The 13,453-nt window shown below is 40.3% G+C and carries 14 protein-coding genes; all 14 read left to right on the plus strand.

Annotated elements, in window-relative coordinates:
* Positions 1–7: 7 nt before the first annotated feature.
* Positions 8–703, plus strand: coding sequence for an L-ribulose-5-phosphate 4-epimerase (locus IGI50_RS00205; protein WP_010747382.1), 696 nt, complete (start codon positions 8–10; stop codon positions 701–703).
* Positions 704–728: 25 nt separating this feature from the next.
* Complete coding sequence (locus IGI50_RS00210; RefSeq protein ID WP_010747381.1) at positions 729–911, plus strand: hypothetical protein; 183 nt, start codon at positions 729–731, stop codon at positions 909–911.
* Between the two features lie 25 nt (positions 912–936).
* On the plus strand, positions 937–1,782 hold the full coding sequence (rhaD, locus tag IGI50_RS00215; protein ID WP_438775687.1) for a rhamnulose-1-phosphate aldolase: 846 nt from the start codon (positions 937–939) through the stop codon (positions 1,780–1,782).
* Positions 1,775–2,800 (plus strand): NAD(P)-dependent oxidoreductase, encoded by a 1,026-nt coding sequence (locus IGI50_RS00220; RefSeq protein WP_438775688.1) that lies wholly within the window; start codon positions 1,775–1,777, stop codon positions 2,798–2,800. The genes rhaD and IGI50_RS00220 overlap by 8 nt, the downstream gene beginning before the upstream one ends.
* Positions 2,801–2,940: 140 nt before the next feature.
* Entirely contained in the window at positions 2,941–3,741 is an 801-nt protein-coding gene (locus IGI50_RS00225) for an SDR family oxidoreductase (RefSeq protein WP_438775689.1), read from the plus strand.
* Between the two features lie 19 nt (positions 3,742–3,760).
* Positions 3,761–5,602, plus strand: coding sequence for a BglG family transcription antiterminator (locus tag IGI50_RS00230; RefSeq protein ID WP_438775690.1), 1,842 nt, complete (start codon positions 3,761–3,763; stop codon positions 5,600–5,602).
* Positions 5,603–5,634: 32 nt separating this feature from the next.
* Positions 5,635–6,120 (plus strand): transcriptional regulator GutM, encoded by a 486-nt coding sequence (locus IGI50_RS00235; protein ID WP_218256288.1) that lies wholly within the window; start codon positions 5,635–5,637, stop codon positions 6,118–6,120.
* A 15-nt stretch (positions 6,121–6,135) separates the two neighbouring features.
* Positions 6,136–6,696: a PTS glucitol/sorbitol transporter subunit IIC gene (gene srlA, locus IGI50_RS00240; RefSeq protein ID WP_438777555.1), complete on the plus strand. Its 561-nt coding sequence runs from the start codon at positions 6,136–6,138 to the stop codon at positions 6,694–6,696.
* A gap of 328 nt (positions 6,697–7,024) precedes the next feature.
* Complete coding sequence (gene srlE, locus IGI50_RS00245) at positions 7,025–8,029, plus strand: PTS glucitol/sorbitol transporter subunit IIB (RefSeq protein ID WP_218256289.1); 1,005 nt, start codon at positions 7,025–7,027, stop codon at positions 8,027–8,029.
* Positions 8,030–8,050: 21 nt separating this feature from the next.
* Positions 8,051–8,404 (plus strand): PTS glucitol/sorbitol transporter subunit IIA, encoded by a 354-nt coding sequence (locus IGI50_RS00250; protein WP_010747373.1) that lies wholly within the window; start codon positions 8,051–8,053, stop codon positions 8,402–8,404.
* Between the two features lie 295 nt (positions 8,405–8,699).
* Positions 8,700–9,935 (plus strand): S-methyl-5-thioribose kinase, encoded by a 1,236-nt coding sequence (mtnK, locus tag IGI50_RS00255; RefSeq protein ID WP_438775692.1) that lies wholly within the window; start codon positions 8,700–8,702, stop codon positions 9,933–9,935.
* A gap of 12 nt (positions 9,936–9,947) precedes the next feature.
* Positions 9,948–11,003, plus strand: a complete 1,056-nt coding sequence (locus tag IGI50_RS00260) for a s-methyl-5-thioribose-1-phosphate isomerase (RefSeq protein ID WP_438775694.1) — start codon at positions 9,948–9,950, stop codon at positions 11,001–11,003.
* A 12-nt stretch (positions 11,004–11,015) separates the two neighbouring features.
* Complete coding sequence (locus IGI50_RS00265) at positions 11,016–11,657, plus strand: L-fuculose-phosphate aldolase (RefSeq protein ID WP_218256292.1); 642 nt, start codon at positions 11,016–11,018, stop codon at positions 11,655–11,657.
* Between the two features lie 524 nt (positions 11,658–12,181).
* Positions 12,182–13,432: an NAD(P)H-dependent oxidoreductase gene (locus tag IGI50_RS00270; RefSeq protein WP_438775695.1), complete on the plus strand. Its 1,251-nt coding sequence runs from the start codon at positions 12,182–12,184 to the stop codon at positions 13,430–13,432.
* Positions 13,433–13,453 lie beyond the last annotated feature (21 nt).

The raw sequence follows: 13,453 nt of genomic DNA on the forward strand, positions 1-13,453 counted from the left end.
CGAATCAATGTTAGAACAATTAAAAGAAGAAGTATTTCAAGCGAATCTAGCCTTACCTAAACAGGGGTTAATTAAATATACCTGGGGAAATGTCAGTGCCTATGATCCTGAAACAAGCTATTTTGTCATTAAGCCTAGCGGTGTCAGTTATGAAGAAATGAAGGCGTCTGATATGGTAGTCGTTGATTTAGAAAATAGGGTAATCGAGGGAGAACTGAATCCATCATCAGATACGCCAACTCATGCAGTATTGTATAAGGCATTTCCAGAAATTGGCGGAATCGTTCATACACATTCGACTTGGGCAGCAGCTTGGGCACAATCAGGTTTGGATGTTCCAGCAATGGGGACGACTCATGCGGATACCTTTTATGGCTCTGTTCCATGTGCGCGCTTCTTGACCAAAAATGAAATCGATGAAGGCTATGAGCATGAGACGGGGAATGTCATTGTCGAGACCTTTAAGCAGCGCGAAATCAAGCCTTTGGAAGTTCCGGGAGTACTGCTCCATGGACACGGCCCATTTACTTGGGGAAAAGATGCTCATAGTGCAGTTATGAATGCTGTGGTTTTGGAGGAGGTATGCAAGATGAATTTATTGACTCGTCAATTAAATTCTTTTGCAGAAGAACTGCCACAACGTGTTTTGGATAAACACTATTTACGTAAGCATGGGGCGAATGCCTATTATGGACAGAACTAACGAATAACGAGAAAGGAGGATGACGATGATTAGCGATTTATTTGTTTTGATTGGATTGGCATTCTTTATCAAAATCTTTTTTGATGGCGCAAAAAGGCTGGTTATTGGAGCCAATGGAGATATTGTTAAAAGTAAAACGTACTGGATCCATGGCGGCTTGGGGATAGCTTTTCTGATCGTTGCGCGACTAATTACGCTCCTCCTTTAACCTTGTAATAACGGAGGGTGATGGAATGAAGATTCATGAAATCAGTCAAGCACCATTTATTCGAGAAATGTGCGAAGCGACTCATCAGCTATGGGCATATGGCTGGGCCGAACGAAATGGCGGCAACATTAGTTATCGATTGCCGCAGGAGGAGGTACAGTATTATCTCAATGTCCATCAGGTAAAAAAGACCATTGCGTTAGATTTTACTGTAAAGAGTTTAGCAGGAGAGATTTTTCTAGTTTCCGGTTCAGGCAAGTATTTCAAAAATGTCCAAAAGAATCCGGCGGATAGTTTAGCGATTATTCGAATTACTGCCGAAGGTGACAAATATGATTTGCTGTGGGGATTAGAAGGAGACGATTTACCTACGAGTGAGTTAGCATCGCACCTGCAATGTCATGCGGTACGTCTGGCACAAGATCCAGAGCATCGGGTAATCCTGCACACGCATGCAACTGCGATATCGGCAATGACCTTTATCCATGAGCTAGATGAAAAGAAATTTACTAAAACGCTCTGGCAGATGATTACAGAATGTATTGTTGTCTTTCCTGATGGTGTATCGGTTCTTCCATGGATGATTGCAGGGACAAATCAATTAGGGACAGCCTCCGCTGAAAAAATGCGAGAGTCACGAATCGTTATTTGGCCCCACCATGGAATTATGAGCGCAGGACAAACCATGGATGATGCCTTTGGACTAGTTGAAACAGCAGAAAAGGCCGCTCAAATTTATTTACAGATTTGCTCCACCAGACAGGATATTAAGCAACAGATTACTGATCAGCAGCTTATCGACCTAGCGGCAAAGTTTCACGTGAAACCTAAAGCAGGGATATTGTCGGAAGAAGGTCAGCAAAATGACTAATGTAGTGGTGATTGGTGATCCATTTGTTTCGGCAGATAACTTAGCTAAAGCAGCAGAGGAATTGAAGCTTGATCCACCAATCAATATTCAAAAATTCGAATGGCAAGCAGAAAAAACTCGATCGGAATTTCGTGAGGTAATTAAGGTTTTAGAGCAAGACGGACCTAACAATTTTGAGTGGTCATCGGAATTATTGTCCGCAGTATCCAACGCCGAGTATTTGTTAGTACATCTAGCGCCTGTTTCAAGAAACTTATTAGCTCATGGGAATAAGCTTAAACTTATCGGCACCTGTCGCGGCGGATTAGAGCATATTGATTTAGAGGCAGTGAAAGAGCTGGATGGTCTATCGGTGATTAATGTCATTCGTAATGCAGAACCTGTCGCTGATTTTACCATTGGTTTAATGTATGCTACCGTTCGCAACATTGCTGCATCTGCGATCCAAGTGAGGAACGGCAATTGGCCGCAAAATTTTTCGAACGACGCCTACAAAACCTCTTTCTCGAACCTAAAGGTCGGTCTGGTTGGATTGGGGCATATTGGAAGGATTGTGGCAAAACGATTAACTGCCCTCGGACTAGAGGTTAGCGCCTATGATGCTTTTACAGATCAGGAAACATTGGATCAAGAAGGCTATCAAGTGGAGCTAAAGGAATTAGAGGAAATTTTTAGCGATTCGGATGTGGTATCCCTGCATTTAAGAGTTGTTCCAGAGACGAAAAATATCATTGACCATGCGCTATTAAAACGGATGAAGCCAAGTGCCTATTTAATCAATACAGCGCGACCAGATATCATTAATCGAAAAGATTTGCTCGAGTGTTTAACAAATAAAACGATCGCCGGTGCAGGAATAGATGTTCTATGGGAGGAGCCAATTACGCCTAATGACCCTTTACTGAAATTGGACAATGTGGTGATTACCTCACATATTGCGGGGGATACGATTGATGCGATTGAGCGTTCTCCACAATTGCTGCAAAAAGAAATGAATAGCATCCTAGAAAAAGCTTAAGTAGAATCGTCTACTTAAGCTTTTTTGTTCACTTTTCACAAATTAGTGCACTTTTTTTTTCTGACTGAAAAAAAAGAGCGTATTAATCATTTTCAATAAGCGTTTTATACTTGGCGTGTAATTAAGAGGAGGGGACGTAAATGTCAGATTGGTTAGACGTTGCAGGAAAAAAAGTGATTGTAACAGGAGGGTCTTCAGGTATTGGTGCAAGCATCATTGATGAATTATTAGAGCAAGGAGTAGTAGTAGCAAACTTTGATCTTCAGCCTGGAAAGGTCGTTCATGAAAATCTTTACTACTTTCAGACTGATATCTCAGACCGACAGCAAGTAGAGGAAAATGTTACGAAAGTGATTGAAGAATTTGGTCAGATTGACGGCTTAGTCAATAATGCGGGTATCAATGTTCCGCGTCTATTAGTGGATGAGGAGAATCCCCACGGGCAATTTGAGTTATCCGATGAGGTATTTGACAAGATGATGGCAATTAATCAAAAGGGATTATACCTTATGACGCAGGCAGTGGCAAGAACAATGATGCCAAGGCATGAAGGTGTCATTATCAATATGTCTTCAGAATGTGGACTAGAGGGATCAGAAGGCCAAAGTCCTTATGCAGCAACGAAAGCAGCCGTCAATAGCTTTACACGGTCTTGGTCTAAGGAGTTAGGCAAGCAGGGCATTCGCGTAGTAGGAATCGCCCCTGGAATTATGGAAGAAACTGGTTTGCGAACGGAGGCTTATGAGACTGCGTTAGCTTACACACGGGGGATTACGGTTGAAGAGCTTCGTAAAAACTATGATAAAACAACGACAATCCCCTTGGGGCGCAGCGGGAAGCTCAGTGAAGTCGCTGATCTAGTATGCTATTATTTATCTAATCGGTCTAGCTATATTACAGGCGTTACGACCAACGTTGCCGGAGGAAAAACACGAGGCTAAAAGAAGGTGGGGTAATAAGATGGCATTAATCAATCGCTGGTATCAATTATTACAGCATTTTATTACTCATGATCGGCTGAGTTTGAATGAATTGCAGAAAATAACCGATACAAGTGCACAAACCACCAAAAAAGCGATTCAATTATTGAATGATCAAATGGAACAAATTGCGGTGATTGAGGAAAAAGACACGAGCTACTCGTTAAAAGTGATGGATTCGCAACAGTTTTCGGAAATCATGAACGGTAGCTTAAAGCAGCAAACAGATTTCAATTCTAGCACAAAGCGGATTGCCGTCTTAATCGATTGTTTCATGAAGCAAGAGGGCTACATCGTCATTGATGATTTATCAGAAGTGTTAGGAGTCAGTCGTTCAACGGTTAATAAGGATTTACGAAACTTAAAACAGTTGATGACCAGATATCAAATTTCTTTGATTGGTACACCCAATAAAGGCTTGAAGATCGCAGGTACAGAATCCCAATTGCGGCTGCTCTACCTGCACCATGCCTATGATTATTTGGAACAGCCTCCGTTAACAGAGGATTTACTGCAGTCCATTGACGAAATCGCACTAAGTAAAAAATTGGATTTTCGGACATTAGGCTTATTACAAAAGACGATCAATTTAACAATTCAACGGATTCGATCCGGGAAGCCATTGGTACAGGCAGTTGCTTATTATGTTAATTATTTTTCTGACGACAGTTTATTGGAAGAATTATTTGTTAATTTGGCAACCGATTATCATTTGACAATCAGTAAATTTGATTTTGATTTTCTCTGCTTTCCCTTAAATATTTTCAACAATAATTTGGTTCCAGAGGATCAAGCAGATACACCAGAAGTAAAAACCTTATTTGATTACATGATGAATCAAATCAATGAAGCCGTGATTATCAATTTAGATCAAGAAGAGTTGTTTCGAAATATGCGTGCTCATTTTATGTTTTTGATTAATCGCCTTATTTTTCAAGTTGAAACCTATGATATCTTTCGTGAAGAGTTTAAACAAAAACATGCTTTTGCCCATGAGCTAGCGGAAATAGGAATCGCTGCATTAGCCAATTATCTACAGAAACCTTTTCAGAGAGCCGAACTTTCATACTTAGCGATCTATTTTGAATTGGCGCTGAAACTAGATACTCAACCTAAAATGAAAGAGATCGCCGTAGTCTGCAACACTGGTAAAGGAACCGCTTTAATGATCAAGCGTCAGCTGGCAACCGTTTTAGGACCGAATATTCGAATCGCTCATTATTCAGAGGAAGAATATGAGACCAAGGACTTGGATCGCTATTTCGCAGTATTTACCACAGTGCCCTTGAAACATACGAAGACAACAACAGCCATCATAAAACTGACTGATTTGTTTAATGAGAACTGGTTATTGAGTGAATGGAAACGAATTGTCGCTTCCAAGGCAGCAACTTTTGAGCATATTCAGTTTTCTTTTGAACAATTGGATAAGCAGTTGGCTTATGAAGAGAATTTGATCCTTTTATTGGAAAAGCTGCGAGTCAGACAATTAATCGATGATTCTTTTAGAGACTACATTTTGACGAAGGCTCAAGAAGAGTCAGCAATCATCGATAATGGCATTGCCTTTCCTCATGGAATTAATCGGCAGAGTGAGGAAATTCTTGTGACGATCGGAATTTATCCAGATGGGTGTTCTACAGAAGATATTGAGTTGATTTTTATGGTAGCGATTCCAGAAAATCTGACTTTAGCAGTGGAGGAAGAGCTGTTAAGTTTTTATGACACGATTTTTGTTATCTCCTCCAGTGAAACGTTAAGAGAACAGGTGAAGCAGATTCAAACTAAAGAAGAATATCGTCAGTTATTGGTAAATGGATAAGAAGAATCTCATATATCAGGAAGGAGCCATATATGAATATTTTTGTTTTAGGAGCAATCGCAATTATTGCATACATTCTCCAAATTTTTCTAGGGATGAAACAAATCAAGAATTTTAATTCTGTCTATATTCGAATGAAGCGAAAAGGGAAGGTTGCGATTGGACGACGCCCTGGGAAAATCGCTTCGGGAACGATCTTGTTGTTAGGCGTTGACCAAAGAGGAACGATTCAAGAAGCTGAGATGATGCAAGGGACTTCAATCCTAGCACGCTTCAAGCCGCGTCCACAATTTGTTGGTATCGATATTCATCAATTGACCGATTCTCCTGTGCTGATCAAGGAGAATAAATTGACCCGTCAAGCGGCGGCTAATGCACAAAAAATTTATTTAGAAGTGGAAAGAGGCAATCATCAAGAGAAAGCCCCCGTATCACCGATTTTCAATGTAGGAAATCAATTATCTCTAATGAAGCTTTCGATCCAAGAAAAATTCAGGAAAAGCAACTCACAAATATAAGAAGGAGTGTTAATGATGGATTATATTACAAAATTTGCGGAAGGCTTTATGAGTCTCTTTCAAACAGGCGCTGAAACATTTATTAGTTGGATGACAGGGATCGTTCCGGTGGTTCTAATGTTGATGGTAGCAATGAATACACTGATTGCTTTTCTAGGAGAAGAGCGCGTAACAAAGGTTGCGAAAGTATCTTCTAAAAACCCATTCACACGGTACCTAGTATTGCCTTTCGTTTCTGCATTTATGTTAGGAAATCCAATGTCCTTTACGATGGCGCGCTTTTTGCCAGAGTTTTATAAACCAAGCTATTATGCTTCAAACGCCCAATTTTGTCATACCAGTAATGGTGTTTTTCCCCACATCAATCCAGGAGAATTGTTCGTATGGATGGGGATCGCCCAAGGAATCACGCAATTAGGTCTCAATTCAATGGAATTAGCGATTCGTTATATGTTTGTTGGTCTAGTCATGAACTTTATCGGCGGCTGGACGACAGACTTCACTACTGCCTTTGTCTGCAAACAGCAAGGAATTAACCTGAGCAAAGAAGTCGATGAAGTTGCATTAGCAGACTAGGCTAGCATAGTGGAAAGATATACGTGATGAGCATCAGCCTTATTTTTCAATTAAGAAAAATAAATACTTTGAAACGAATTAGGATGTCAGTTCCACTTTTTGCAGCATATGAAATGACCCCAGTATAGTGGAAAGATATACGTGATGAGCATCAGCCTTATTTTTCAATTAAGAAAAATAAATACTTTGAAACGAATTAGGATGTCAGTTCCACTTTTTGCAGTATATGAAATGACCCCAGTATAGTGGAAAGATATACGTGATGAGCATCAGATTTATTTTTCAATAAGAAAAATAATTACTTTGAAACGAATTAGGAGGAGCGAAAATGGCTTATAATAGTATTAAAATTGTAAAAGGTTCAGGGGGATATGGCGGACCGTTAGTTATTACACCAACGGATGAGAAACATAAATTTGTCTATGTGACTGGTGGTGGAGATAAACCGGATATTGTTGATAAAATCGAAGAATTATCTGGAATGGAATCGGTAAATGGGTTTAAGACATCTATTCCTGATAATGAGATCGCTTTAGCAATTATTGATTGTGGTGGCACTTTACGTTGCGGAATTTATCCTAAAAAGAATATCCCAACAGTCAATATCGTCCCAACTGGAAAGAGTGGTCCGTTGGCACAATACATTCATGAGGATATTTATGTATCCGCAGTTGGGAAAAATCAGATCATGCTAGCAGAGGGATCAGAAGCGGCTGATAAGCCTGCCTTCGTTACGGAAGAAAAACCAGAGCGTGAATTCAAATATTCAACGGATAAGAAAATTACGGAACAAAAGGCGGAACAAAAAAGTTTTATCGCTAAAATCGGAATGGGTGCCGGAAAAGTGGTAGCGACCTTCAATCAATCGGCCCGTGAAGGTGTGCAGACGATGATCAATACGGTCATTCCTTTCATGGCTTTTGTATCCTTATTGATTGGGATTATTCAAGGTTCAGGAATAGGGACAGTATTTGCGAACCTGATGAAACCTTTAGCTGGAAATGTCATTGGCCTGATCATTATTGGCTTTATCTGCTCACTACCGTTTTTATCGCCATTGTTAGGACCTGGAGCGGTGATCAGTCAGATCTTGGGAACCTTGATCGGGGTAGAAATAGGCAAGGGGAATATCCCACCGCAATTAGCCTTACCTGCTTTATTTGCTATTAATACGCAAAATGCGTGTGATTTTATTCCGGTGGGCTTGGGCTTGGAAGAGGCGGAAGCAGAAACGGTTGAAGTTGGCGTACCCTCTGTTTTGTATTCACGTTTTCTAAATGGTGTCCCACGAGTGGTTGTTGCTTGGTTAGCAAGCTTTGGTTTATACAGTTAAAAATGTTTGGAGAGATGAAAGATGATTTTTGAGACGCAAGTGACGAATATTGGACCTGAGGCAGAGATGTTTCAACAAGAAAAGATGCTGATTTTTTTCGGCAATGATGCGCCGGAGACATTAGCGGATTATTGCTACAACATCCAATTGACCCCCTCTACGGATGAGATTACAACGGGAATGCATTTTTTCTTTGATAATCAATCCTATAGAATTACGGCAGTTGGAGAGGTAGTGAAAAAGAATCTCGATGATTTAGGGCATATTACCTTGCGCTTCGATGGTTCGGAAACAGCGGAGCTCCCAGGCACGCTTTATGTGGAAGATAAAGAAATGCCAACGATCTCTGTTGGGACAAAGATTGCGATTAGTTAAGAACATTCATCTAAGAGTTGCATTTACCCAGTTTAAATGTACACTTTTAGATGAGTGTTTTTTTTCGTCAGACAGGTCTTTTATAGATTGATTAGGAGTATGAAAGCATGAGGCGCATCCTTGTTGCTGCAATGAATTGTGCTGTGGTGAAAAGCTGGATCATTTAAAAAAATGCCCCTTAGAAACGAGGAACAAACTCGTTTTTTTGTGGTGAAGAGAATTTCTAATAAAGAGAAGGCTGTCAGTAAACTAGGGAGACGAAGGAATGGATAATTTTAATGAATGAGGCGATAATATGAAAGTCACACCGAGGGAAACGGTGGCGTATCAAGAGCACTTTTTAATGGATACGCAAAAGATCAAACAATATGTAGTGGAAAAATTAGGGGCATTTCCACCAGAAGCACCATTAACCGTCACTGAAATTGGGGATGGGAACATCAATTATGTTTTTCGTGTCGTGAATGAGGCAACTCAGGAAAGTCTGATTATTAAACAAGCAGACGTCTTGCTGCGCTCTTCTGGACGACCTTTGGCAATTGATCGTAATCGCATCGAAGCAGAAATTTTACGTTTGCAAAATGAATTAGCGCCGCAGTTTGTACCAGAGGTTTATTATTATGATCAAAAGATGTATGCTTTGACGATGGAAGATGTTTCAGAGTATCAGAACATGCGCTATGAACTGATTGCTAAGAAAACTTTTCCTAAGTTTAGTGAAGAGATTGCGGAGTATCTTGCGCGAACCTTGCTTTTAACAAGTGATCTTGTTTTGGATCGGGGAGAGAAAAAGCAGCGTGTTAAAGCATTTATCAATCCAGAAATGTGTGACATCAGCGAGGATTTGGTATTCACGGAACCTTATGATGATTACAAGCAAAGGAATATCGTAACTTCTGGAAATGAACAGTTTGTGAGAGAAAATCTTTATGAGAATGTGCCCCTTCAAGTAGAAGTCGCGATGCTGCGAAATAATTTTATGAACAACGCCCAATCGCTGCTGCATGGCGATCTTCATACAGGTTCAATTTTCATCAATCAAAGAGGCTTGAAGGTGATTGATCCTGAGTTTGCCTTTTATGGTCCAGCGGGGTATGACATAGGAAATGTCTTGGCACATCTCTATTTTCCGATGGTCAAAAATCTATTTGATGAAACTGTGGATCAAGATTTCCATCAATGGAGTATGGCGACTATTGAAGCCGTTTATGATCAGGTTTTTACGAAATTATCCGTTGCTTACGATGAAGCGGTGTCCTTTTCTCTGTATCATCATCATGCCTTTAAGGATACGATGCTGCAAGGAATTATGTCAGACGCGGTGGGGTATGCCGGTACAGAGATTATTCGCAGAGTGGTAGGCGATTCTAAGGTGGAGGAATTGTCTCTGATTGCTTCCGAGAAAAAAATTGTCGCAGAGCAAATGCTGCTGAAATTAGGTATACAAATGGTCATTAATCGTCAGCACATCACTAGCGGCAGACAGCTAGTAGATGGAATCGATGAATTAACGGCCAGCACTATAGATTAGAAGGTGAAGAGGTTGGAAAGACAAGATTACACGATGCCAACGCTATTACAATATGAGAATGTTGCGTGGTATGAAAACGGAAAGGTGCGCATTTTGGATCGTCGGATCTATCCGACTCGGATAGCGTTCGTTGAATGTGAGACCCATCAAGCAGTGGCGCAAGCCATCACAGACATGGTTACACAAAGCGCAGGACCTTATACTGCGGCAGGGATGGGAATGGCGTTAGCCGCTGAGGAAAGTAAGGCTTTGGGGCCAAAAGATCAGATCGCCTATCTAAAAAAAGCCTCCCATACGATCGCCAATGCCCGTCCCACGACTGCGAATCGTATGACATTGATCACTGAAAAGTGTGTGGAAGTCGCAGAGGACGCATTGGAAAAAGGGATGGATCCGACAGAAGCGATTAAACAAAATACGATCGATTCGTTAAATCGTCGCTACTATACAATGGATCAAGTAGCAAAATATCTGATTGAAAAAATTCCAGACAACGGAACTGTTTTGACCCAATGTTTTGGTGAAACGATTATTGGGATGCTTCTGCGAGAAGCGATCGAGCAGAAAAAAACGCTGCGATTCTTCTGTGCGGAAACGCGACCCTACTTACAAGGCGCACGTCTAACCGCCAGCTGCTGTGCAGAAATGGGCTTTGACACGACGGTTGTTTCCGATAACATGATTGCTTATTTAATGGAGCATGAGACGATTGATTTATTCACATCCGCTGCTGATACGATTGCACAAGATGGCTATATCGCTAATAAAGTCGGCACTTATCAAATTGCCATTTTAGCTCAACGATTCGGTATTCCCTATTTCGTTACTGGCATTCCAGATATGGATAAGAGGAATCACGAAAGTATTAAGATTGAGATGCGCGATCCAGAACAAGTGATGGAACTAAATGGAATCAAGCATACCTTGACCGGAGTCAAAGCGATCTATCCATCCTTTGATATTACACCACCAGAATTGATTGGAGCAGTCGTTACGGATCGTGGAATATTTTCTCCGTATGATCTGAAACGCTATTTAACTGAACAGCCGGAAAACAATTTTTATTGATTGGAGCAGAAAATGAGACATCTAAAAGAACGTGCGTTAATCGTCGAATACGGAAAAAAACTTATTACCGAAAAGCTAACCACAGGAACAGGCGGCAATATCAGCATTTATTTACCTGAAGAGGAAGTGATGCTGATTAGTCCAAGCGGCATTCCTTATTTTGAAACAAAGCCGGAGGATATTGTTTTGATGGATTTGCAGGGCAATATAGTAGAAGGTGAGCGAAAGCCATCAAGCGAATACGATCTGCACAGTATTTTTTACGCAAATCGTCCAGATGTCCGATCGGTTGTCCATACGCATTCAGAATACGCAACAACCTTTGCCTGTCTACAGCAAGAAATTGAGCCGCTGCACTATATTATTGGCTCAGTTGGTGAAAAAGTTCGCTGTTGCGAATACAAAACCTTTGGTACACGGGAATTAGCCGAAGAAGCGTTTCGTTTTATCCATGAAGATAATGGTATTTTGCTAGGGAATCATGGAGTTTTGACGATTGGATCAGATTTAGCGAGTGCTTTTGGAGTCGCTAAGGATATTGAATTCTTGGCTAAGCTTGATTATCGAGCACGCTGTATTGGTACGCCAAAGCTATTGAATCAAGAACAAATGAAAGAAGTCTTGGAGAAATTTGAGACTTATGGACAGCAATAATAAACAGCAACTTTAGTGAGAGCTAAAGTTGCTGTTTTTGTTTTTTCTCTTAATGAAGAAAAAGAAAAAAGGTGGGAGATTTTATAGCTCGTGAATTCACAAACAGATAGTACATTTCTTTTTATTAATTGGTCTATTATCTAATTTTTAATTGCATTACAGATTTTAAACACAAAATAAAGCGCGGTTTATTGTGAAATACTAAGCAATAAGATTTCGGTCTCTCATTTAAATAGAATTATTCAAAAAAGAGAAATTTCAATAGTTGTTATTTAAAGAATGTGCAATTTCAAAAAAGTTGATTTGTTTAGCTTTTTTTAAATAATAATCATTCTTCTTAAACTATTGATATATCACGTTTTTTACGATTTATCATTCTGGTGTGACATATGTTCCAAATGATAAAAAATGATAGTTTGTGAAAAGAAAGCGTTGACATGTGTTGATACGGTGTTATACTAAAGGTGTCTTAAGGCATATGTCAAAGGCTTTGTCATATGTCAAAAAAGTATGGAGGGGTAATAATGACACTTTATGGGAAGCTTTTGGAAAGAGAAAAAAATGGTGCGCCAATCAAGGTTGGGGTAATTGGTGCAGGTCAAATGGGTTTTGGGATGATTGCTCAGATTTCGACGATTCCAGGGATGGCAGTAACAGGTATCAGTGATATCAACAAAGACGCTGCACAGCGAGCAGCAGATGCGTACAATGCAAGCGCAGAGAAAAAGGTAGATATTCTAGTCAGCTCAGATTTTAAAGAAATCATTCATTCGGATAAGGTGGAAGTTATTGTTGATGCGACTGGAGTACCTGAAGTAGGCGCACAAATTTCGTTAGAAACATTGTTAGCGAAAAAACACATTGTCCTATTGAATGTGGAAGTTGACATTACAATCGGACCATTGATGAAGAAAATGTACGATTCAGCAAACTTGGTTTACACAGGGTCTGATGGCGATGAACCGGCTGCAACGACCGAATTATTTGAATTCGCGAAAAGTATGGGAATGGAAGTTTTAGTCGCAGGTAAAGGAAAGAACAACAAGTTGAAGGTCAGCGCGAATCCAGATACTGCTCAAGCAGAAGCGGATTCAAAACAAATGTCTAGTCATATGCTAGCTGCTTTCCAAGATGGTACAAAGACCATGGCTGAAATGAACTTATTATCAAATGCCATCGGCTTTATTCCTGATAAAGTAGGAATGCATGGAATTAGCGGAGACGTTGATTCAGTCGTTAAAGATTTAGATTTAAAAGAAAACGGCGGGGTTTTAGATAAGTATGGTGTAGTAGAATACGTGGATGGCTTAGCACCAGGTGTCTTCGTAATCGTTAAAGGACAGAATGATGGTGCTCGTCATGAATTAAGCTACTTAATGAAGAAGGGTGATCGTGACCATCACATTTTATATCGTCCATATCACTTAGCAAGCCTAGAAACACCGATCACGATTGCAAAAGCAGTATTAAATCATGATCATGCGATCGTTCCATTAGGCGCTCCTATTTCTGAAACCGTTGCAGTAGCGAAGAAGGATATTAAAGCTGGAGAAAAAATCGACGGGATCGGCGGCTATTGTGTACGCGGAGTGTTAGAAACACATGCAGATCTAGTGAAGAACAACAATGTACCAATAGGGTTAGTTGGCGGATCATCTGTGGCAAAACGAGACATTAAGGATGGTACTTTCTTAACTTATGATGATATTGAAATTGATGAATCAACAACGGTTTATCGTTTACGTAAATTACAAGATTCGACGTTTGGTGAGTAAGGCAAATTGAAGCAGATGGGG

This window comes from Enterococcus sp. DIV0170 (genome assembly GCF_051710765.1).
In the GTDB taxonomy this organism is placed as follows: domain Bacteria; phylum Bacillota; class Bacilli; order Lactobacillales; family Enterococcaceae; genus Enterococcus_A; species Enterococcus_A raffinosus.

What these genes read in the sequence shown, in the direction of transcription:
- IGI50_RS00250 (WP_010747373.1), top strand. Translation starts at nt 8,051, where the DNA reads ATGATTTTTGAGACGCAAGTGACGAATATTGGACCTGAGGCAGAGATG.
- srlA (WP_438777555.1), top strand. Translation starts at nt 6,136, where the DNA reads ATGGATTATATTACAAAATTTGCGGAAGGCTTTATGAGTCTCTTTCAA.
- rhaD (WP_438775687.1), top strand. Translation starts at nt 937, where the DNA reads ATGAAGATTCATGAAATCAGTCAAGCACCATTTATTCGAGAAATGTGC.
- mtnK (WP_438775692.1), top strand. Translation starts at nt 8,700, where the DNA reads ATGAAAGTCACACCGAGGGAAACGGTGGCGTATCAAGAGCACTTTTTA.
- IGI50_RS00270 (WP_438775695.1), top strand. Translation starts at nt 12,182, where the DNA reads ATGACACTTTATGGGAAGCTTTTGGAAAGAGAAAAAAATGGTGCGCCA.
- IGI50_RS00230 (WP_438775690.1), top strand. Translation starts at nt 3,761, where the DNA reads ATGGCATTAATCAATCGCTGGTATCAATTATTACAGCATTTTATTACT.
- IGI50_RS00225 (WP_438775689.1), top strand. Translation starts at nt 2,941, where the DNA reads ATGTCAGATTGGTTAGACGTTGCAGGAAAAAAAGTGATTGTAACAGGA.
- IGI50_RS00265 (WP_218256292.1), top strand. Translation starts at nt 11,016, where the DNA reads ATGAGACATCTAAAAGAACGTGCGTTAATCGTCGAATACGGAAAAAAA.
- IGI50_RS00210 (WP_010747381.1), top strand. Translation starts at nt 729, where the DNA reads ATGATTAGCGATTTATTTGTTTTGATTGGATTGGCATTCTTTATCAAA.
- srlE (WP_218256289.1), top strand. Translation starts at nt 7,025, where the DNA reads ATGGCTTATAATAGTATTAAAATTGTAAAAGGTTCAGGGGGATATGGC.
- IGI50_RS00220 (WP_438775688.1), top strand. Translation starts at nt 1,775, where the DNA reads ATGACTAATGTAGTGGTGATTGGTGATCCATTTGTTTCGGCAGATAAC.
- IGI50_RS00205 (WP_010747382.1), top strand. Translation starts at nt 8, where the DNA reads ATGTTAGAACAATTAAAAGAAGAAGTATTTCAAGCGAATCTAGCCTTA.
- IGI50_RS00235 (WP_218256288.1), top strand. Translation starts at nt 5,635, where the DNA reads ATGAATATTTTTGTTTTAGGAGCAATCGCAATTATTGCATACATTCTC.